16 protein-coding genes are annotated in these 18,326 nt (G+C 70.8%); 4 read left to right on the top strand and 12 right to left on the bottom strand.

All coding sequences use genetic code 11. The features are described from left to right. Positions 1-80: 80 nt before the first annotated feature. Positions 81-347 carry a BldC family transcriptional regulator gene (locus BMY89_RS17675; protein ID WP_092381091.1) on the top strand — a complete coding sequence of 89 codons (267 nt, stop codon included), beginning with the start codon at positions 81-83 and terminating at the stop codon, positions 345-347. Positions 348-381: 34 nt separating this feature from the next. Here the strand turns inward: BMY89_RS17675 and BMY89_RS17680 are convergent, their stop codons facing one another. Continuing rightward, entirely contained in the window at positions 382-1,011 is a 630-nt protein-coding gene (locus BMY89_RS17680) for a UbiX family flavin prenyltransferase (protein ID WP_092381092.1), read from the bottom strand. A gap of 136 nt (positions 1,012-1,147) precedes the next feature. Between BMY89_RS17680 and BMY89_RS17685 the strand changes: the two genes are divergently transcribed. Then, complete coding sequence (locus tag BMY89_RS17685) at positions 1,148-2,188, top strand: terpene synthase family protein (RefSeq protein WP_092381093.1); 1,041 nt, start codon at positions 1,148-1,150, stop codon at positions 2,186-2,188. On the opposite strand, the gene mqnP is transcribed toward BMY89_RS17685, so the two are convergent. Next, the gene (mqnP, locus tag BMY89_RS17690; RefSeq protein ID WP_092381094.1) at positions 2,139-3,041 is read right to left on the bottom strand and encodes a menaquinone biosynthesis prenyltransferase MqnP; all 903 of its coding nucleotides are present in this window, start codon (positions 3,039-3,041) and stop codon (positions 2,139-2,141) included. The two genes, BMY89_RS17685 and mqnP, sit on opposite strands and share 50 nt — an antisense overlap. Continuing rightward, positions 3,041-4,501 (bottom strand): menaquinone biosynthesis decarboxylase, encoded by a 1,461-nt coding sequence (locus BMY89_RS17695; protein WP_092381095.1) that lies wholly within the window; start codon positions 4,499-4,501, stop codon positions 3,041-3,043. Before BMY89_RS17695 ends, mqnP begins: the two co-directional genes overlap by 1 nt. A 176-nt stretch (positions 4,502-4,677) precedes the next feature. Here BMY89_RS17695 and BMY89_RS17700 point away from each other — a divergent pair, with 176 nt between their 5' ends. Next, complete coding sequence (locus BMY89_RS17700) at positions 4,678-6,090, top strand: hypothetical protein (protein WP_139217964.1); 1,413 nt, start codon at positions 4,678-4,680, stop codon at positions 6,088-6,090. Positions 6,091-6,152: 62 nt separating this feature from the next. Here the strand turns inward: BMY89_RS17700 and BMY89_RS17705 are convergent, their stop codons facing one another. The 7 genes from BMY89_RS17705 to hemL form a co-directional block, all read right to left on the bottom strand. After that, positions 6,153-6,344, bottom strand: coding sequence for a DUF397 domain-containing protein (locus tag BMY89_RS17705; RefSeq protein WP_092381097.1), 192 nt, complete (start codon positions 6,342-6,344; stop codon positions 6,153-6,155). A gap of 274 nt (positions 6,345-6,618) precedes the next feature. Next, positions 6,619-7,620, bottom strand: coding sequence for a c-type cytochrome biogenesis protein CcsB (gene ccsB, locus BMY89_RS17710; protein ID WP_092381098.1), 1,002 nt, complete (start codon positions 7,618-7,620; stop codon positions 6,619-6,621). Continuing rightward, positions 7,620-9,272, bottom strand: a complete 1,653-nt coding sequence (locus BMY89_RS17715; RefSeq protein WP_092381099.1) for a cytochrome c biogenesis protein ResB — start codon at positions 9,270-9,272, stop codon at positions 7,620-7,622. The genes ccsB and BMY89_RS17715 overlap by 1 nt, the downstream gene beginning before the upstream one ends. Further along, positions 9,272-10,165, bottom strand: a complete 894-nt coding sequence (locus BMY89_RS17720; protein ID WP_092381100.1) for a cytochrome c biogenesis CcdA family protein — start codon at positions 10,163-10,165, stop codon at positions 9,272-9,274. The genes BMY89_RS17715 and BMY89_RS17720 overlap by 1 nt, the downstream gene beginning before the upstream one ends. Next, positions 10,165-10,740 carry a TlpA family protein disulfide reductase gene (locus BMY89_RS17725; protein WP_092381101.1) on the bottom strand — a complete coding sequence of 192 codons (576 nt, stop codon included), beginning with the start codon at positions 10,738-10,740 and terminating at the stop codon, positions 10,165-10,167. The genes BMY89_RS17720 and BMY89_RS17725 overlap by 1 nt, the downstream gene beginning before the upstream one ends. Before the next feature lies 1 nt (position 10,741). Then, entirely contained in the window at positions 10,742-11,389 is a 648-nt protein-coding gene (locus BMY89_RS17730; RefSeq protein WP_092381102.1) for a histidine phosphatase family protein, read from the bottom strand. A gap of 64 nt (positions 11,390-11,453) precedes the next feature. Beyond that, positions 11,454-12,791: a glutamate-1-semialdehyde 2,1-aminomutase gene (gene hemL / locus BMY89_RS17735; RefSeq protein ID WP_092381103.1), complete on the bottom strand. Its 1,338-nt coding sequence runs from the start codon at positions 12,789-12,791 to the stop codon at positions 11,454-11,456. Between the two features lie 140 nt (positions 12,792-12,931). Here hemL and BMY89_RS17740 point away from each other — a divergent pair, with 140 nt between their 5' ends. Further along, positions 12,932-13,267 carry an STAS domain-containing protein gene (locus BMY89_RS17740; protein WP_092381104.1) on the top strand — a complete coding sequence of 112 codons (336 nt, stop codon included), beginning with the start codon at positions 12,932-12,934 and terminating at the stop codon, positions 13,265-13,267. Between the two features lie 17 nt (positions 13,268-13,284). Here the strand turns inward: BMY89_RS17740 and BMY89_RS17745 are convergent, their stop codons facing one another. Continuing rightward, entirely contained in the window at positions 13,285-13,845 is a 561-nt protein-coding gene (locus BMY89_RS17745) for a response regulator (protein WP_092381105.1), read from the bottom strand. After that, positions 13,842-18,212, bottom strand: coding sequence for a HAMP domain-containing protein (locus tag BMY89_RS17750; protein ID WP_092381219.1), 4,371 nt, complete (start codon positions 18,210-18,212; stop codon positions 13,842-13,844). Before BMY89_RS17750 ends, BMY89_RS17745 begins: the two co-directional genes overlap by 4 nt. Positions 18,213-18,326 lie beyond the last annotated feature (114 nt).

Raw genomic sequence — 18,326 nt, forward strand, 5'->3', positions numbered from 1 at the left:
TCCCTCATGACGGCTCTGGGCTCGCACCGGCCGGGGGCAGTGTGTTCAGCCGGGGGCTTCGTCGATGCGAGGAGGGGGCTGTGGACACTGGAGATCGCCTGCTGACACCGGGTGAAGTCGCCGCGCTGTTTCGGGTTGACCCGAAGACTGTGACGCGATGGGCGGCGGCGGGCCGGATCGGCAGCATCCGGACTCCAGGAGGGCATCGCCGGTTTCGGGAATCCGAGGTGCGGGCCCTGCTTGAAGGGGAGGGCATGCTGGAAGAGGCGGACGACATGGGTAGACCGCGAAACGCGGGCCCGGCGGCCTCGACCGGCCCTGGCCCGGCAAACGCCGGCATGTACTGACTTCAGTGGTGCGGGTCGGGACGCGGACCGGTCGTCAGGTCCGGTCCGCGTTCAGCCTTCCGGCCCAACGCCGGAACAGGGTGTGGGGTACGCCCAGGGCGTCGAGCACCTTGCCGGCCACGAAATCCACGAGCTGTGCGGCAGAGGCGTCGGCTCCGGCACCGTAGAAGCCGGGGCTGGCCGGTAGCACCACCGCGCCGGCGTCGTGCAGTGCGATCAGGTGCTCCAGGTGACTGCGGGTCACCGGCGTCTCGCGGGGCACCATGACCACCCGTCGGCGTTCCTTCAGGTTCACCTCGGCGGCGCGTTGCAACAGGTCCTTCGACAGGCCGATGGCGATCCCGGCGCAGGCCGCCGTGCTGGCCGGTACCACCGCCATGCCGCGGACCGGGTAGGAGCCGCTGCTCGGCCCGGCCGCCAGGTCACCGGCGGGCCAGTGGCGGACGTCCGCGTCGCCGAGTGCCCGCCCGAGCCAGGCCGCCAGATCGTCCCGCCAGTGCGCGTCGCGGAACGGACGACCGGTCTCGTCGAGGACGGTCAGCCGGGCGGCCCGGGACACGATCAGGTCCACCGGCTCTCCCGCGTCGAGCAGCCCGCGTACGACTGCGGCCGCGTACGGCGTGCCGGACGCCCCGGACACCCCGACCACCCATGGTTCGCGCATCCCCACAGCCTGCCTGGTGGCCGCCAGTGCCGGTTCGGGTACCCCGGGAAAGAGCTCCGGTCGGGACTGCGGCGGTGAGGGTGACCTGGCATGCTGCCGGAGGCAGAGCGCCGTGGCGGTGGACGGGAGATCCGGGATGACCGACGAGATCATCCCGTCGCCGGGCGAGGGCGCCCGCCACCTCCTGCTGTCGCTTCGTGCCGCCTGCCCGCTGCCGCCCGGGCTCTCGCCGTACGCCGACGCGGTGCAGGAATGGTTGGTGTCCTGGCTGCCGACGAACGGGCCGCCGTTGGACGCGCCGACCCGCGACCGGTTGGACCGGGCGGGTTTCGCCCGTTACGCCGGACGGCTCTACCCGGACGCCACCGAGCCCGACCTGCGGGTGCTGGCTGCCCTGTTCACCTGGTTCTTCCTGGTCGACGACGCCTGTGACAGACCTGGCCGGCTCGACCTGGACGAGATCCGCGGCCTGCGCGACGGGGCGGTGGTGCTGCTGCGCGGCACCCCCCGGCTGCGGCACGCGGGTCTGGGCGGCCCGCTGCGCCGGCTGCTGGTGAGCGCGTGGCGGGAGCCCCGGCGGCGGATGCCGGCCCGCTGGCGGCAGCGCTTCGCCGACGCGGTCGCCCACCACCTCGACGGCACCTGGCGGGAGGCGGTGAACAAGGCCACCGGTCACGCGCCGGGCGTCGACGAGTACGTCGAGCTTCGCCGGGCCACCTCGGCGGCGTACGTGTCGTACCCGCTGGTGGAGTTCGTCAGCGGCCGACCGCTACCCGACCCGGTCTACCACCACCCGCTGCTGAGCCGGATCCGGGACATCGGCAACGACCTGCTCTCCTGGTACAACGACCTCGCCTCGCTGGAGCGGGACCAGATCTTCTCCGGCGGCCACAACCTGGTGCTGGCCCTGGCCGCGGAGCGCCGCGTACCGGTGCCGGACGCCGTCGAACTGGCGGCGCAGCGCTGGCACGGGTCGATGCGCCAGTTCGTCGCCCTGCGCGCGACGGTGCCCTCGTTCGGCCCGGCGTTGGACGCCGCCGTCACCGGGCACCTCGACGGGGTGGCCCGGGCGGTGCGCGGCACCATCGACTGGACCGTGGAGAGCGCCCGCTACGCGGCCGGGCCGGTCAGGGACGCAGTCCGAGCCGAATCACCAGGTCGAGCAGGGCGAAGGTGAACAACGCGATGCCGACGAAGCCGTTGGCGGTGAAGAACGCCCGGTTGACCCGGCTCAGGTCGGCCGGCGTGACCACCAGGTGCTGGTAGCCGAAGGCGACCGCGGTCAGCGCCAGGCCGATCCACCAGAGCCAGCCGAGGCCGATCAGCACACCGAACCACAGGAACAGCGCGAAGGTCACCACGTGCGCGACCGTGGAGGCGTGCAGCGCGAACCGCAGCCCGTAGCGGGCCGGCACGCTGTGCACGCCGATCTTCCGGTCCACCTCGGCGTCCTGGCAGGCGTAGATCAGGTCGAAGCCGCCGATCCAGAGGCCGACGGCGGCGCCGAGCAGCCAGGCCGGCCCGGAGCCGGCGAGGGTGCCGGTCACCGCGAGCCAGGCGCCGATCGGGCCGACCGCCTGGGCGAGGGCCAGGATGGCGTGCGGCCAGTTGGTGAACCGCTTGCCGTACGGGTAGACGACCAGCGGCACCACGGCCAGCGGCGCGAGCACCAGGCAGAGCGGGTTGAGCAGGGCGGCGGCGGCCAGGAAGACCACCAGGGCGACGCCCGCACCGGTCCAGGCCGTCCGCAGGCTCACCGCCCCGGTCACCAGCTCCCGATTCGCGGTACGCGGATTCCGCGCGTCGATCCGGCGATCCAGGATCCGGTTCGCGGCCATCGCGAACGTCCGTGCGCCGACCATCGCCACGGTGATCAGCAGCAGGTCGAGCCAGCGCACCGTTGCGCCGTTGACCTGCATCGCTGCAAACGCCGACAGGTACGCGAACGGCAGCGCGAACACCGAGTGCTCGATCGCCACGAGCTTGAGGAAGGACTTGACCCGGCCGGGCCGTTCCAGCACTGCCGTCATCAGATGCCGTACTCCTTCCAGCGCTTGTCGACCAGCGACACGACCTCGGGCGCCATGGTCATCTCCTCGGGCCAGCCCCGGTGGTAGCCCTCCTCGGGCAGCTTGCGGGTGGCGTCGACGCCCGCCTTGCCACCCCAGAACTGCTGGTACGACGAGTGGTCGAGGTGATCGACCGGGCCCTCGGTGAGCAGCAGGTCCCGGGCGTAGTCGACGTTGCCGAACGCGCGGAAGGCCACCTCCTGGTAGTCGTGCACGTCGCAGTCCTCGTCCACGATCACGATCAGCTTGGTCAGCGACATCATGTGCGCGCCCCAGATCGCGTTCATCACCTTCTGCGCGTGCTTCGGGTACCGCTTGCGGATCGAGACGATCGCGCAGTTGTGGAAGACCCCGGCGGCCGGCAGGTTGTAGTCGACGATGTCCGGGATGAGGAACCGCAGCAGCGGCGCGAAGATCCGCTCGGTGGCCTTGCCGAGGCCGTGGTCCTCCTGCGGCGGCTTCGAGGTGACGATCGAGTGGTACACCGGGTCACGCTGCATGGTCATCGCCTCGACATGCAGCACGGGGAACGGCTCGACCGGGGTGTAGAAGCCGGTGTGGTCGCCGAACGGTCCCTCCGGCAGCCGCTCGCCCGGCTCCAGGTAGCCCTCCAGCACCACCTGGGCGTGCGCCGGTACCTGCAACGGCACGGTCAGGCAGTCGACCATCTCCACCCGCTCGCCGCGCAGGAACCCGGCGAACAGGTATTCGTCGATGTCCGCGGGCAGCGGCGCACTCGACGCGTAGCTGACCACCGGGTCGCAGCCGATGGCGATCGCGACCGGCAGCCGCTGGCCGAGCCGCTCGGCGACGGCGTGGTGCGCGGTGGAGTTCTTGTGGATCTGCCAGTGCATGCCGAGGGTGTTGTGGCTGTGCTGCTGGAGCCGGTACAACCCGAGGTTCCGCTTGCCGGTCTCCGGGTGCTTGGTGTGGGTCAGCCCGAAGTTGTGGAAGATCCCGCCGTCGCCGGGCCACACCTGGAGTCCGGGCAACCGGTTCAGGTCGACGTCGTCACCCCGGTAGACCACCTGCTGGCAGGGGGCGGTCTTGACCTTCTTGGGCGGCATCGACTTGAGCTGCATCACCTTGCCCAGGCCACCCATCATGCCGGCGAAGCCCACCGGCAGTTCCGGCTTGAGCATCTCGCCGATCCGGTTGCCGATCTCGTCCAGCGACTCGACGCCGAGGGCCATCGCGGTGCGCTTCTCGGTGCCGAAGAGGTTGATCGCCACCGGCATCTCGCCCCGGGTGGGCCGCTCGAAGAGCAGCGCCGGCCCGCCGGCCCGGACCGCCCGGGTGACCACCTCACTGATCTCCAGCGTGGGGTCGACCGGCACGCTCACGCGGCGCAGCTCGCCCTCGCGCTCCAGCGCCGCGAGAAAGTCCTTCAGATCGGTGTACGGGAACCCACGAGCCGCCATGCCAGCAAGTCTCCCGCACCGCCTGACCGGTCCGCCAAGCCGGGCTGGCATTCGGGCGGAGATCACGTCGCACGGGGCACCGGGCGTCGTACCCCGCATCTAAACTCATGACTCCCGACCGGCCCGGCGCGCAGGGCGCCGGTGTGCCGTCGGGCCCCCTCGGTTTAAGGAGTCAGATGCGATCTGTGCGCAGTCCGCACGCCCGGGCGGTACGCGCCGCCGTGGCGCTGGCGGTCGCCACGTCGGCCGTGGCGTTCGGGGCCCCGGCCCACGCCGAGACCGGGTCCGGTTGGTTCCAGGCCCACCTTGACGATGTCGTGATCGGGGCGGCCGGCGCTCCCGGCAAGGCCAAGCAGCTCTACGTGTTCGCCCAGGAGGCGGTTAACCCCCGGGTCGTCGTCGACCTGACCGACCTGGCCGGCGTCGCCACCGCCGAGTTCCCCGCCTGGTGCGCCACCGCCGGCACCCAGGTCACCTGCCCGCTCCCGCCGGACGTCGACCCGACCGCCAGCCTCCAGGCCGGCAGCATCCCGGTGCTGTTCCGGCCGGTGGCCGGCGCCGCCGAGGGCGACAGCGCCACCGTCGCGTACCAGGCGCTGGCCGACAACGCCGAGCCCTCGGTGGCGACGGCAACGATCTCCGTCAGCGACGGGGCGGATCTGGTCAACCTGGGCGACGGCCGGGTGGACACGGCCGCCGTCGGCGACCGGTTGGCCGCACCGGTCCGGCTCACCAACGTCGGCAACCGCACCAGCCGGGGAGTCCGGGTCACCTTCACCCTCTCCTCCGGGCTGACGCCCTCGACGTGGTCCAACTGCTGGTACGCCCCGCTGACCGGTCACCGCACGTCGGTCGTCTGCGACCTCACCGCACGGGCCCGGCCGGGGACGACGATGGAGGTTCCGGGCGGTTTCGGGTTCGAGATCGGCGATTCGGCGTACGCCGGGGAGAGCCTCGACCAGTTCGTCGAGCCGCTGGCGGGCGCCGCGCCGCTGCCGTCGCAGCTGGGCTACCAGCGGCGGGAGGGTGGCACGGAGCTGATGCTGCGGCCCACCCGCGCCGCCATCGCCTCGGCCCGCACCCTCACCAGGGAGATCGACCCGAGCGACAACTGGGCGTCCTTCTACGTCGACGAGGTGCCGAACAGCCTGGACCTGGCCGCCCTGGCGGAGCCGGTCGTCGGTCCGGTCGGCGCTTCGGCCACCCTGCGCTTCGGGGTCCGCAACAACGGCGCGGGGAGCCTCGACGAGTTCCGCAACGGCGCGGGCGAGGTGGCCCCGTTCTACCTGAAGGTGCCGACCGGGGTGACCGTGGAGTCGGTGCCCGAGCCCTGCTTCGCCCTCCACGAGACGGCGGACGGCTGGTACGGCGGCGAGCCGCTGCTCGGTGCCTCCTGGTACCGCTGCGCGGTGCCCAGCTCGGTCTTCGCCGCCGGGGAGACCCACCAGGTGGACTTCGGTGTCCGGATCATCGCCGTGGCCGGCGAGACCGGTGCGGTGAGCCTCAACGCGCCGGGGCCGTACCGCTCCTGGTGGGATGACGACGCGGACAACGACGAGGTCCCGGTCGTCGTCTACGCCCAGTCCTGATCGTGGTCGTGCGGGGTGACCGGTGCCAGCCGGTCACTCCGCCGGCCTCGGCAGCCGTGCTGTCATTGCCGGCGGGTCGACTGCACGAAGGCGTGCCAGGCCGCCGGGCCGAAGATCAGCACAGCGCCGTCGCGGTCCTTGCTGTCGCGTACCGCGATCGTGCCGAGCAGGTTGTCGGCCACCTCGACGCAGTTGCCGCCGTTGGTGCTGCTCCGGGTGCTGGTGCGCCACCGGGCGCCGGTCAGCTCCGCCATGACTCCGCCACCTCCGTCAACAGCGCGGAACTGATGCGGGGCCGTCCGGCACGCCGGCGACGGATGGCCTTCGGAATCTTGGAGATTCTCCGTTCGCTGCGGACGGAAAAATCTCCAAGATTCCGAGCGTGCAGGAGGACAACCGGTCGTCGGGGCACGGCCGGTGGGCTGGTGGGCGGGGCGACATAACTCACCGGGTCTGGAGCGGCACCGACCACGACCGACAAGGTTGACGCATGTCGGATGTCGACCTCAGATCGGCAGTGCAGAATGGTCAGAGGCCGCCGTACGAGTGCAGTCCCTCGAAGAAGATGTTCACGCCGAAGAGATTCATCAGCACCGTCAGGAAGCCGAGGATGGCCAGCCAGGCGGCCACGTTCCGCTTCACGCTCGGTGTGGCCCGGGCGTGCAGGTAGCCCGCGTACACCACCCAGGAGATGAACGCCCAGGTCTCCTTCGGGTCCCAGCCCCACGGTCGACCCCAGGCCGCCTCGGCCCAGATCGCTCCGGCGATCACCGCGAAGGTGAAGATCGGGAATGAGAAGGCGTGCAGCACGAAGGTGAGCCGCTCCAGCCCGGCCGCCGCGGGCAGCCGCCTCGCCAGGGTGTACGGGAAGCTGCGCTTGCCGTCCTCGTACCCGGCCCGCATCAGGTACGCCACCGCCGGCACCACGCCCAGCAGGAAGAGCCCCGAGGCGAAGACGATGGTCGACACGTGCACGATGAACCAGTACGAGTTGAGCGCCGGCACCAGCGGCACGATCGGGGTGTAGAGCACCAACTCTGCGGTGGCCACCAGGAGCACCATCACCAGGGTCAGGAAGAGCCCGAGGCGGCGCAGGAACGGCCATTTCACCAGTACGACCAGCCAGGCGGCGACCCCGATGAACGAGACCGTGAGCACGAACTCGTACATGTTGCCCCACGGCATCCGGTCCGCCGCGAGACCGCGGGTGACCAGGCCGGCCAGGTGCAGCGCCGCGCCCAGGACGGTCAGCCCGACCGCGATCCGCCCGGCCCACTCGGCCCGCCGCGCGGTGCGCTCGGCCCGGCTGGGTACCTCGGTCGCCACCGCGCCACCGGCCGCCACGCCACCGCCCAGCGCGCCACCGGCCGCGCCGCCCGGGGAGGCGGCGGCGCCGACCAGTTCGCGCGCGGGTGCCGCGACGGCCCTGGCGCGCACGTTACCGAGGGCGTACTCGACCGCGTGGCTGATCATCGCCAGCAGGTAGACCAGGGTGGCGATCGACACCACCTGGTCGGAGAGTGCGGACATCACTCGGCTCCTTCCCGCGCCCCGGCCGGCGTGCCCGGGTCGGTGCCGGCGTCGCCGGGCCGCCCGCCGGCGCCGATGGCGGCGACCAGTTGGGCGAACTCGGCGGCGAACCCGGGGTGCTCGGTACGCGGCAGGCCAGCTACCTCGACCAAACTACTACCGCCTGTCGGAGATCCACTGTCGGGGGCACCGGAACCTGGCGGCAGCACCCGGACGAAGATCCGTCGGCGCCGGACGAACAGCGAACCCATCAGCCCGAGCACCAGCCCGATCGAGCTGACCAGCAGCAGCGTGGTGCCCGGGTCGTGGCGCACGGAGAGGGTGATGAAGGGCCGCGTACCCAGGAACTCGACCTTCGTGCCGTCGTCCAGCGTCCAGCTCTCGCCGGTCCGCAGCTGCTTCGCGCCGATCTCGGTGAGCCGGCCGTTGCTCACCTGACGCTGGTCGAGCTGGTAGACCGAGCCGGGGATGCCGGCGTCCAGGCCCAGGTTGCCCCGGTAGGCCACCAGGTCGAGCAGCGGGTTGCGTTCGGTCGGGTGCTCCGAACGCACGAACGGCGGCTCCTGCGGCGCGGTCGGCAGGTAGAGCCCCGAGAAGGCGACCTGGAGGTCCGGATCCCGCTCGCCGGTGTCCGGGTCGACGTTGGCGTCCGGGAAGGCGGCCAGGCCCTCGCTGCTCAGCCCGACGTCGCCGGTGCTGAGGAACGGCACCGCGCTGGTCTGGCTGCGACCGAACCGGTCGGTGTACCGGATCACCGGGGCGTACCCGTGCCCGAGCAGGTAGACGTTCGCACCGTCGAGGCGTAACGGCGAGTTGACCGAGAACTCGGCTGGCCGTGGCGGGCCGCCGTCGGAGTCCACGGTCACCTTCGCGTTGTAGAACGCGGGCTGGCCGGTCTCCAGGAACCGGGCGTCGAACTCGTCCAACTGCATGCAGAAGCGGGGCAGGTCGTCGTCGACACGCGGCCCGAGCTTCGCCTCGGCGTACTGCTGGCGGGTGTTGCAGAAGACCTGGTCCTCACCGGCGACCAGCAGCCGGTTGCCGTGCCAGCCGTACCAGGAGCCGAGCGCGACGGCGACCAGCACCACCAGCATCGAGCTGTGGAAGATCAGGTTGCCGGTCTCCTTCAGGTAGCCCTTCTCGGCGGAGATCTCGTCGCCCCGGACCGCCACCCGCCACCGTCGGCGGCGCAGCGTCTCGGCGACCGCCGCCGCACCGCCGTCCGGCGCGGGGACCACCGCGTGCTGCGGCAGCCGCTCCAGCCGCTTCGGTACGGCCGGCGGCCTGGCGCGCAGCGCCCGGACGTGGTCGCGGAGCCGGGGCGTGATGCACCCGATCAGCGAGGTGAACAGCAGCAGGTAGATCGCGGAGAACCAGGCCGAGCTGAACGCCTCGAACGCGCCCACCCGGTCGAGCAGCGGCGCCAGGTCGGGGTGCGCGGTGAAGAAGTCGCGCACGTCCTCCGGGTTGACGCCGCGCTGCGGCAGCACCGACCCGGGGATGGCCGCGACCGCGAGCAGGAAGAGCAACACCAGTGCGGTACGCATGCTGGTCAGCTGCCGCCACGAGTTGCGCAGCAGGGCCAGCAGCGGGTTGGGGCGACGCCGGGGAGCATCAGCCGGCGCGGTCGGCCGGTCGTCCACGGCGGTCATCAGATGCTCACCTCGCCGGTGCCGAAGGTGGTCTGCAGCCAGATCACCACGTTCGTCCAGCCGCCGCTGACCAGCGCCAGGCCGATCAGGATCAGCAGTACGCCGCCGACCCGGGTGACCCAGCGGCTGTGCCGGCGTACGGTGCGGAAGACGCCGAGCAGGCGCTCGAAGCCCAGCCCGAAGACGATGAACGGGATCCCCAACCCGAGGCAGTACGCCACGGCCAGCACCACCGCCCGGTCGGTCTGACCGCTGGTGGTCGCCATGCCGAGCACCGCGGCCAGGGTGGGGCCGGTGCAGGGGACCCAGCTCAGCGCGAAGACCGCACCGAGCACGGGCGCGCCGAGCAGGCCGGCGGTGGGCAGCCGGTTGATCCGGAACTCGCGCTGGAAGCCGGGTAGCACCCCGAGGTAGCCCAGCCCGAGTACGACGATGAGCCCGCCGACGCCGATCTCCAGCGCCCGCTCGTAGTCGAAGAAGACCCGGCCGATACTGCTGAACAGGATCGCGGTGGCGGTGAAGACGACGGTGAACCCGGCGATGAAGAGCAAAGTCCCGGCGAGTACCCGGCCCTTGACCGCCGCGCTGACCCGGGTGCCCTCCCGTACGGCGGTGCCGACGCCGCCGCCTGTCTGCTCGCCGCTCGTCTGCTCGCCGCCGGCTGCGGTGTTAACAGGGGCCCCCTGCTCTACCGGAGGCGTTAACGGGGGGCCCTTCCTTTCATCTCGGCCTTCCAGGTCGGCGCCGGCGAGGCCGGTGACGTACGAGAGGTAGCCGGGCATCAGCGGCAGCACGCACGGGGACAGGAAGCTGACCAGGCCGGCCAGGGCCGCCGCGCCCAGCGCCAGCAGCAGCGGGCCGGACTCGGCGAGCTGGCCGAACGTCTCGCCCATCAGCGCTGACCGGCCGGCTCGGGCGATTCCGCGGCGATCCGCTCGACGATGGGTTGCAGGCCCTCCTGCTTGACCGCCGCCCGGATGACGGTGGCGATCCGGCCCTCCCGGTCCAGTACGACGGTCGCCGGGATGGTGTTCGGCGGGATGTCCATGGCGAGGGCGAGCCGGCTGCCCGGGTCGAAGATGCTCGGGTAGCTGACCCGGCCCTCCTCGAAGGCGATCGCCTTGTCCCGGCTGTCCTGCACGTTGATGCCGAGGAAGGTGACGCCGGATGCCCTGGTCGCCTGGTAGGTGTTCTCCAGGTCGTCGGCCTCGGCCCGGCACGGCGCACACCAGGAGCCCCAGAAGTTGACCACGACGACCTGACCACGCTGGTTCGCCACGTCGTAGGTGCCGCCCGGGAGCAACTCGCCGGTGATCTTGGGGGCGGCGCTGCGCTGGTCCGGGGAGCACTCCACGATGCCGCCGGCGCTGTCGCAGGCCGACTCCCGGCCGTCGGCGGTGCAGCCGGCCAGGGCGACCGTGGCGGTCACGGCGCCGAGCAGGCCGGCGGCCAGCCTCCGGAGGCCCATCTCAGGCCCCCTTGGCTGTCCGTGCGGTCGGCGACATCGCCACCAGGTGCGCGGCCGGTTCGGAGTAGCCGATGCCGACGATCTTGGCGCCGTCGAAGTGGAAGGTGGTGAGCGAGGCCAGCGAGCATTGCCGGCGGCGCGGATCGTGCCAGAGCCGCTTGCGCTCGACGTGCCGGCGCAGCGTCCAGATCGGCAGTTGGTGCGAGACCAGCACGGCCTCTCGGCCATCGGCGGCGATCCGGGCGGCGTGCAGGGCGGCGAACATCCGCTCGGCGATCGCCTGGTACGCCTCCCCCCAGGAGGGGGTGACCGGGTCACGCAGCACCCACCAGTTGCGGGGGTCGCGGAAGGAGCCGTCACCGGGCGAGACCTTCTTGCCCTCGAACCAGTTCGCGCTCTCGATCAGCCGCTCGTCCACCCCGACGGGCAATCCGAACTGGGCGGCGATCGGCTCGGCGGTCTGCTGGGCGCGTTCGAGCGGGCTGGCCACCACGTGCACGACCTCGCGCTCGGCGAGCCCCTGCGCCGCCGCCTTGGCCATCTGGACACCCAGCTCGCTGAGGCGGAATCCGGGTAGCCGGCCATAGAGGATGCCGTCCGGGTTGTACACCTCGCCGTGCCGGAGCACGTGGACCACCGTCTTACTCACCGCTGTGCCCCCTTCGTTCGCGACTGCGGGGCTCGCAGAACCGGCTCACTCCTCGCGCTCACTGCTACCCCCCGTGACCTGCCGCTGCCGCCGCGTTGGCCGCCGCCGGAAGCGCGGCGGCGATCTGCTCCAGGGCGGCATCGTCGATCGCCGCCGAGACGAACCAGGATTCGAACGCGCTCGGCGGCAGGTAGACCCCGGCGGCGAGCATCGCGTGGAAGAACGCCTTGAACGCCGGCACCTGCTGGGTGCGGGCGCTGTCGTAGTCCACGACGTCGGCGTCGGTGAAGAAGATCGAGAACATGCTGCCGGCGTACGACAGCCGGTGCGGGACCCCGGCGGCGGCCAGCGCGTCGGCGGCGAGCTTGCCCACGGCGGCGGCGGTGGAGTCCAGCCGGCGGTAGAGCGCGTCGTCGGCCAGCCGCAGGGTGGCCAGACCGGCCGCACAGGCGAGGGGGTTTCCGGAGAGGGTGCCGGCCTGGTAGACGGGGCCGGCGGGGGCCAGTCGAGACATGATCTCCGCCCGCCCGCCGAACGCCGCGGCGGGCAGGCCCCCACCCATGACCTTGCCGTACGTCCACAGGTCCGCCTCGACCGGGTCGAGGCCGTGCCAACCGGCGCGGGAGACCCGGAAGCCGGTCATCACCTCGTCGATGACGAGCAGCGCGCCGTGCGCGTGCGCGATCCTCGCCAACTGCTCGTTGAAGCCGTCACGGGGAGCGACCACTCCCATGTTGCCCGGAGCCGCCTCGGTGATCACCGCCGCGATGTGCGGCCCCTCCGCCGCGAACGCCTCCTCGACGGCGGTGACGTCGTTGTACGGCAGCACGATGGTCTCGCCGGCCGCCGCGCCGGTGACGCCCGGCGAGTCGGGCAGGCCGAGGGTGGCCACGCCGGAGCCGGCGGCGGCCAACAGCGCGTCCACGTGCCCGTGGTAGCAACCGGCGAACTTGATGATCTTCGAGCGACCGGTGTACCCCCGGGCCAGCCGGATCGCCGACATGGTCGCCTCGGTACCGGAGTTGACCAACCGGACCTGCTCGACCGGGGTACGCGCGACGATCTCGGCGGCCAGGTCGACCTCGCCCGGGGTGGGCGTGCCGAAGCTGGTGCCGTTCGCGGCGGCGGCCTGCACCGCCGCGACCACCTCGGGGTGAGCGTGACCGAGGATCAGCGGCCCCCAGGAGCAGACCAGATCGACGTAGCGTCGGCCGTCGGCGTCGTGCAGCCAGGGCCCTTCGCCGCGGACCATGAAGCGCGGTGTGCCCCCGACCGCCCGGAAGGCACGCACGGGGGAGTTCACCCCGCCCGGCACGATGGCGCGAGCGCGGTCGAACAGGGCCTCTGAGGCCGGCGCGTCGACCGGGTAACGGTCGGATCCGGCGGGAAACACCTTGGTCACGATGCAGCCATTGTGTCAGCGCCCGGCGGCGGATCGGCAGGCACCCCGGATCGGGGTTACCAGGCTCACCCCCGGCACGCTGGTCCTGGTCGGCCCGCCCTCGACAGGCCGGGTGCCCGAGATCGCGATAGGCTGACCCGGTGGATCGTGCCGAACTGTCCATCACCGTGCACCGAACGGGCGACGAAGCAGTGCTGCGCCTCGCCGGTGAGATCGACATGCTCACGGCCGCCCAGCTGTCGACCGTCGTCAATGAGATCCTCACCGAGCCGCCGCCACGGATCGTGCTCGATCTCGGCGGGGTCACCTTTTGCGACTCGCAGGGGCTGGGGACGCTGGTCGTGCTCAGCCGCAAGGCCAGCCACGCGCAGGCCCTGCTCATCCTGACCAACGTGGGCGATTTCCTGCTCCGCGTCCTGGACATCACCGGCCTGCGCAGCGCCCTGATGATCCGCAACGACGCTCCCGCCCCCTGACCCCCTGTTCAGCTGGGTCAGTCGGGGGTGGTGCCCCAGCGGGCCTGCTCGAGGAGGGTGACCGCCCGATCGACCGCGTCGGGGGTGTCGGCGGCGCGGAGCAGGGTGGTGGCCTCGTCGACCGCATCGGTCAGCAACCGCCACTGGGTGTCGCGCTCGCGGACCATGTCCGACTGGGCCGCCAGCTGCCGGGTCTTGGTCCACAACTCCACGAAGACGGAGACCTTGGCCCGCAACACCCAGGGATCGAACGGTTTGGTGAGGTAGTCCACCGCGCCGACCGCGTAGCCGCGCAACGCCAGCTGCGCGTCCCGGTCGGCGGCGGTCAGGAAGATGATCGGGACGGCCCGGGTACGCTCCCGCCGCTTGATGTGGCTGGCCGTCTCGAAGCCGTCCATGTCCGGCATCTGGGCGTCCAGCAGGATCACCGCGAAGTCGTCCACCAGCAACTGCTTGAGCGCCGCCTCGCCGCTCTCCACGGCGACCGACTGCACCGGCAGCCCCTGGAGGATCGCCTCCAGGGCCATCAGGTTCTCCCGACGGTCATCGACCAGCAGCGCCTTCGCCACCTGCGTCACGAGCCCTCCTCGGTACGGCTGCCGCTGATCCAGGAGCTCATCAACTCGATCAACTCATCCAGGTCGACGGGCTTGGTGATGTAGTCGCTGGCCCCGGCGACGATCGCGGACTCCCGGTCGCCCGGCATCGCCTTCGCGGTCAGGAACACGATCGGCAGGTCCGCGAAACGGTGGTTGCGCCGGATCTGCCGGGTCGTCTCGTACCCGTCCTGATCCGGCATCATGGCATCCATCAGGACGATGTCCACCTCTGGGTGCTCGGCCAGCAGCCGCACCCCGTCGCTGCCGTTGTCGGCGTACAGCACGGTCATGCCGTGCAGTTCGAGCGCGCTGGTCAGGGCGAAGACGTTACGCACGTCGTCGTCGACGATCAGCACCGTGGCGCCGTCCAGCTGACGGGTCTTCGGTGCCTGCGGCGGCTCCGGCAGCAACTCCATCGGCGGCATCAGCAGCGACGCCGGCAGCCCGGCCCGCTGCGGCGACGGTGGTGACGGGGCCACCACCGCGTCCGGCGCGAGCACGTCGGGCAGGTAGAGGGTGAACGTGGAGCCCTGACCGGGCGCCGAGGAGACGGTGATCGTGCCGCCGATCAGCCGGGCCAGATCCCGGCTGATCGACAGGCCCAGCCCGGTGCCGCCGTACCGCCGGCTGGTGGTGCCGTCCGCCTGCTGGAACGCCTCGAAGATCAGCGACAGCTTGTCGTCCGAGATGCCGATGCCGGTGTCGATCACCGTGAACGCGATCACCTGCTGGGCGTTGGTCAACGCCGGCACGTCGAAGATCGCGTGCTCCGGGGCCTGGGAGATGCGCAGCGTCACCGCGCCGTTGTCGGTGAACTTGACCGCGTTCGACAGCAGGTTGCGCAGGATCTGCTGAAGCCGCTGGGCGTCGGTGACCACCGCCGACGGCAGGTCCTTGCCGATGCGTACCTGGAAATCCAGGCCCTTGTCGTCGGCCTGCGGCGCGAAGGCCTGCTCGACATAGCTGCAGATCTCGGCGAACCGGACCTCGGTCGGCTCGACGTCCATCCGGCCCGCTTCGATCTTGGACAGGTCGAGGATGTCGTCGATCAGGCGCAGCAGGTCGGAGCCGGAGCCGTGGATGGTCCGGGCGAACTCGATCTGCTTCGGGGTCAGGTTCTGCTCCGAGTTCTCCATCAGCAGCCGGGCCAGCAGCAGCAGGGAGTTCAGCGGCGTACGCAGCTCGTGGCTCATGTTCGCTAGGAACTCCGACTTGTACGCCGAGGCCCGGGTCAGCTGCTGCGCCTTGTCCTCCAGACCAAGACGGGCCAGCTCGATCTCCCGGTTCTGGGTCTCGATGTTCGCCTTCTGCTCGGAGAGCAGCTTGGCCTTGTCCTCCAACTCGGCGTTGGTGCGCTGCAACTCCGCCGACTGCTCCTGCAGTTCGTGCGCCAGCCGCTGCGACTGGGCCAGCAGCTCCTCGGTACGCCGGTTGGCCTGGATGGTGTTGACCGCGATGCCGATGGTGGAGACCAGCCGCTCCAGGAACGACAGGTGCAGCTCGGAGTAGGGAGTGACGGTGGCGAACTCGATCACGCCGAGCAGTTCGCCCTCGAAGAGAACCGGCAGCACGACCAGGTCGGCCGGTGGCGTGTCGGCCAGGCCGGACCGCAGCGTGATCCGGCCGTCGGGCACCGCGCCGACCCGGATGGTGCGTCGGGAGAGAGCGGCCTGACCGACCAGCCCCTCGCCCGGCCCGAAGGTCACGTCGTGGCCACGCGAGACATATCCGTACGAGGCGGTGAGTCGCAGTCGCATCACCCCCTCGGAGTTGTCCGCCAGGAAGAACGCGCCGAGCTGCGCGTCGACCAGCGGAGTCACCTCCTGCATGATCATCCGGCAGACCTCGCCGAGGTCCCGCTGGCCCTGCAACAGGCCGCCGATGCGGGCCAGGTTGGAGTCGAGCCAGCCCTGCTCGGCGTTCTTGTGGGTCGTCTCCCGCAGGGTGACGATCATCTGGTTGATGTTGTCCTTCAGCTCGGCGACCTCGCCCTGGGCCTTCACCGCGACCCGTTGGGTGAGGTCGCCCCGGGTCACCGACGTCGAGACCCGGGCGATCGCCCGCAGCTGGGTGGTCAGCGTCGACGCGAGCTGGTTGACGTTCTCGGTGAGATCCCGCCAGGTGCCGGAGACCCCCTTGACCTGGGCCTGACCGCCGAGCTTGCCCTCGGTGCCCACCTCACGGGCCACCCGGGTCACCTCGTCGGCGAACGACGACAGCTGGTCCACCATCGTGTTGACGGTGTTCTTCAGCTCCAGGATCTCGCCCTGCGCGTCGACGGTGATCTTCTGGGACAGGTCGCCGTTGGCCACCGCCGTGGTGACCGAGGCGATGTTCCGCACCTGACTGGTCAGGTTCGACGCCATCGAGTTCACGTTGCCGGTCAGGTCCCGCCAGGTGCCCGAAACGCCCTTGACCTCGGCCTGACCGCCCAACTTGCCCTCGGTGCCCACCTCACGGGCTACCCGGGTCACCTCGTCGGCGAACGACGACAGCTGGTCCACCATCGTGTTCACCGTCGACTTCAACTCCAGGATCTCGCCCTGCGCGTCGACGGTGATCTTCTGCGACAGGTCGCCCTTGGCGACGGCGGTGGAGACCTGCGCGATGTTCCGCACCTGAGCGGTCAGGTTCGACGCCATCGAGTTCACGTTGTCGGTCAGGTCCCGCCAGGTGCCGGCGACCCCGCGCACCTGTGCCTGGCCGCCGAGGTTGCCCTCGGTGCCCACCTCACGGGCCACCCGGGTCACCTCGTCGGCGAACGACGACAGCTGGTCCACCATCGTGTTCACCGTCGACTTCAACTCCAGGATCTCGCCCCGGGCGTCGACCGTGATCTTCTGCGACAGGTCACCCTTCGCGACCGCCGTGGTGACCGAGGCGATGTTCCGCACCTGACTGGTCAGGTTCGACGCCATCGAGTTCACGTTGTCGGTCAGGTCCCGCCAGGTGCCCGAGACGCCCTTGACCTGGGCCTGACCGCCGAGCTTGCCCTCGGTGCCCACCTCGCGCGCCACCCGCGTGACCTCGTCGGCGAACGACGACAGCTGGTCCACCATCGTGTTCACCGTCGACTTCAACTCCAGCATCTCGCCCCGGGCGTCGACCGTGATCTTCTGCGACAGGTCACCCTTGGCGACCGCCGTCGAGACCTGCGAGATGTTGCGGACCTGGCTGGTCAGGTTCCCGGCGAGCTGGTTGACGTTCTCGGTGAGATCCCGCCAGGTGCCGGAGACGCCGCGCACCTGGGCCTGGCCGCCCAACTTGCCCTCGGTGCCCACCTCGCGCGCCACCCGGGTCACCTCGTCGGCGAACGACGACAACTGGTCCACCATCGTGTTGACGGTGTCCTTGAGCTCCAGGATCTCGCCCTGCGCGGCCACGGTGATCTTCTGCGACAGGTCGCCGCGGGCGACCGCCGTGGAGACCTGGGCGATGTTCCGCACCTGGGCCGTGAGGTTCGACGCCATCGAGTTGACGCTGTCGGTCAGGTCCTTCCAGGTGCCCGCGACGCCCGGCACCTCCGCCTGACCGCCGAGCTTGCCCTCGGTGCCCACCTCACGGGCCACCCGCGTCACCTGCTCGGCGAAGAGCCGCAGCGTGTCGGTGAGCGAGTTCATCGTGTCGGCCAGTTCGGCGACCTCACCGCGAGCGCTGACGGTGATCTTCTGGGACAGGTCGCCCTTCGCCATCGCCGTGGCCACCTGGGAGATGGACCGCACCTGGCCGGTCAGGTTCGACGCCATGGTGTTCACCGAGTCGGTGAGGTCCTTCCAGGTGCCGGCGACGCCACGTACGTCGGCCTGGCCGCCGAGCTTGCCCTCGGTGCCCACCTCACGGGCCACCCGGGTCACCTCGTTGGAGAAGGACGAGAGCTGGTCGACCATGGTGTTGACCGTGCGGCCGATGCGCAGGTACTCACCACGCAGCGGGCGACCGTCGATCTCCAGCGCCATGTGCTGGGAGAGGTCACCGTCGGCGACCGCCACGATGACCCGGGCGATCTCGGTGGTGGGTCGGCCCAGATCGTCGATCAGGGAGTTGACCGCCCGCTGGCCGTCGGCCCAGGAGCCGTCCAGTCCCTCCTCGTCCAGACGCTCGGTCAGCCGGCCGTCGCGGCCGACGATCCGGCTGATCCGGCGCAGGTCCAGATGCTGCCGCTCCTGGAGCGACACCACGTCGTTGAAGGCGTCCGCCACCTCGCCGGCGGTGCCCGAACGTCGGGGCAGCCGCACCTTGAGATCCCCGCGACGGACCCGTCGCAGCGCCTCCGCCAGCTCGGTGAGGACCGCCTCGTGGTCGGCGGCGGAGGTGTCCGCGGTCACCGACTGTTTCGCCGTGGTCATCATTCCTCACTCACCTCGGGGTTCACCGGCTTGCGCCGGCCACCCCATCATTGTCCCCGTGACCTGGAAACCGCCACGCCATGCCACCGGCCGTCATCGAACAGCCAAGGGTGA

The organism is Micromonospora phaseoli (assembly GCF_900109115.1).
Classification (GTDB): domain Bacteria; phylum Actinomycetota; class Actinomycetes; order Mycobacteriales; family Micromonosporaceae; genus Micromonospora; species Micromonospora phaseoli.

Excerpts from the sequence above, each read along its gene's own strand:
- BMY89_RS17680 (WP_092381092.1), bottom strand. The coding sequence starts at position 1,011 with ATGCGCGAACCATGGGTGGTCGGGGTGTCCGGGGCGTCCGGCACGCCG.
- BMY89_RS17685 (WP_092381093.1), top strand. The coding sequence starts at position 1,148 with ATGACCGACGAGATCATCCCGTCGCCGGGCGAGGGCGCCCGCCACCTC.
- mqnP (WP_092381094.1), bottom strand. The coding sequence starts at position 3,041 with ATGACGGCAGTGCTGGAACGGCCCGGCCGGGTCAAGTCCTTCCTCAAG.
- BMY89_RS17695 (WP_092381095.1), bottom strand. The coding sequence starts at position 4,501 with ATGGCGGCTCGTGGGTTCCCGTACACCGATCTGAAGGACTTTCTCGCG.
- BMY89_RS17700 (WP_139217964.1), top strand. The coding sequence starts at position 4,678 with ATGCGATCTGTGCGCAGTCCGCACGCCCGGGCGGTACGCGCCGCCGTG.
- BMY89_RS17705 (WP_092381097.1), bottom strand. The coding sequence starts at position 6,344 with ATGGCGGAGCTGACCGGCGCCCGGTGGCGCACCAGCACCCGGAGCAGC.
- ccsB (WP_092381098.1), bottom strand. The coding sequence starts at position 7,620 with ATGTCCGCACTCTCCGACCAGGTGGTGTCGATCGCCACCCTGGTCTAC.
- BMY89_RS17715 (WP_092381099.1), bottom strand. The coding sequence starts at position 9,272 with ATGACCGCCGTGGACGACCGGCCGACCGCGCCGGCTGATGCTCCCCGG.
- BMY89_RS17720 (WP_092381100.1), bottom strand. The coding sequence starts at position 10,165 with ATGGGCGAGACGTTCGGCCAGCTCGCCGAGTCCGGCCCGCTGCTGCTG.
- BMY89_RS17725 (WP_092381101.1), bottom strand. The coding sequence starts at position 10,740 with ATGGGCCTCCGGAGGCTGGCCGCCGGCCTGCTCGGCGCCGTGACCGCC.
- BMY89_RS17750 (WP_092381219.1), bottom strand. The coding sequence starts at position 18,212 with ATGACCACGGCGAAACAGTCGGTGACCGCGGACACCTCCGCCGCCGAC.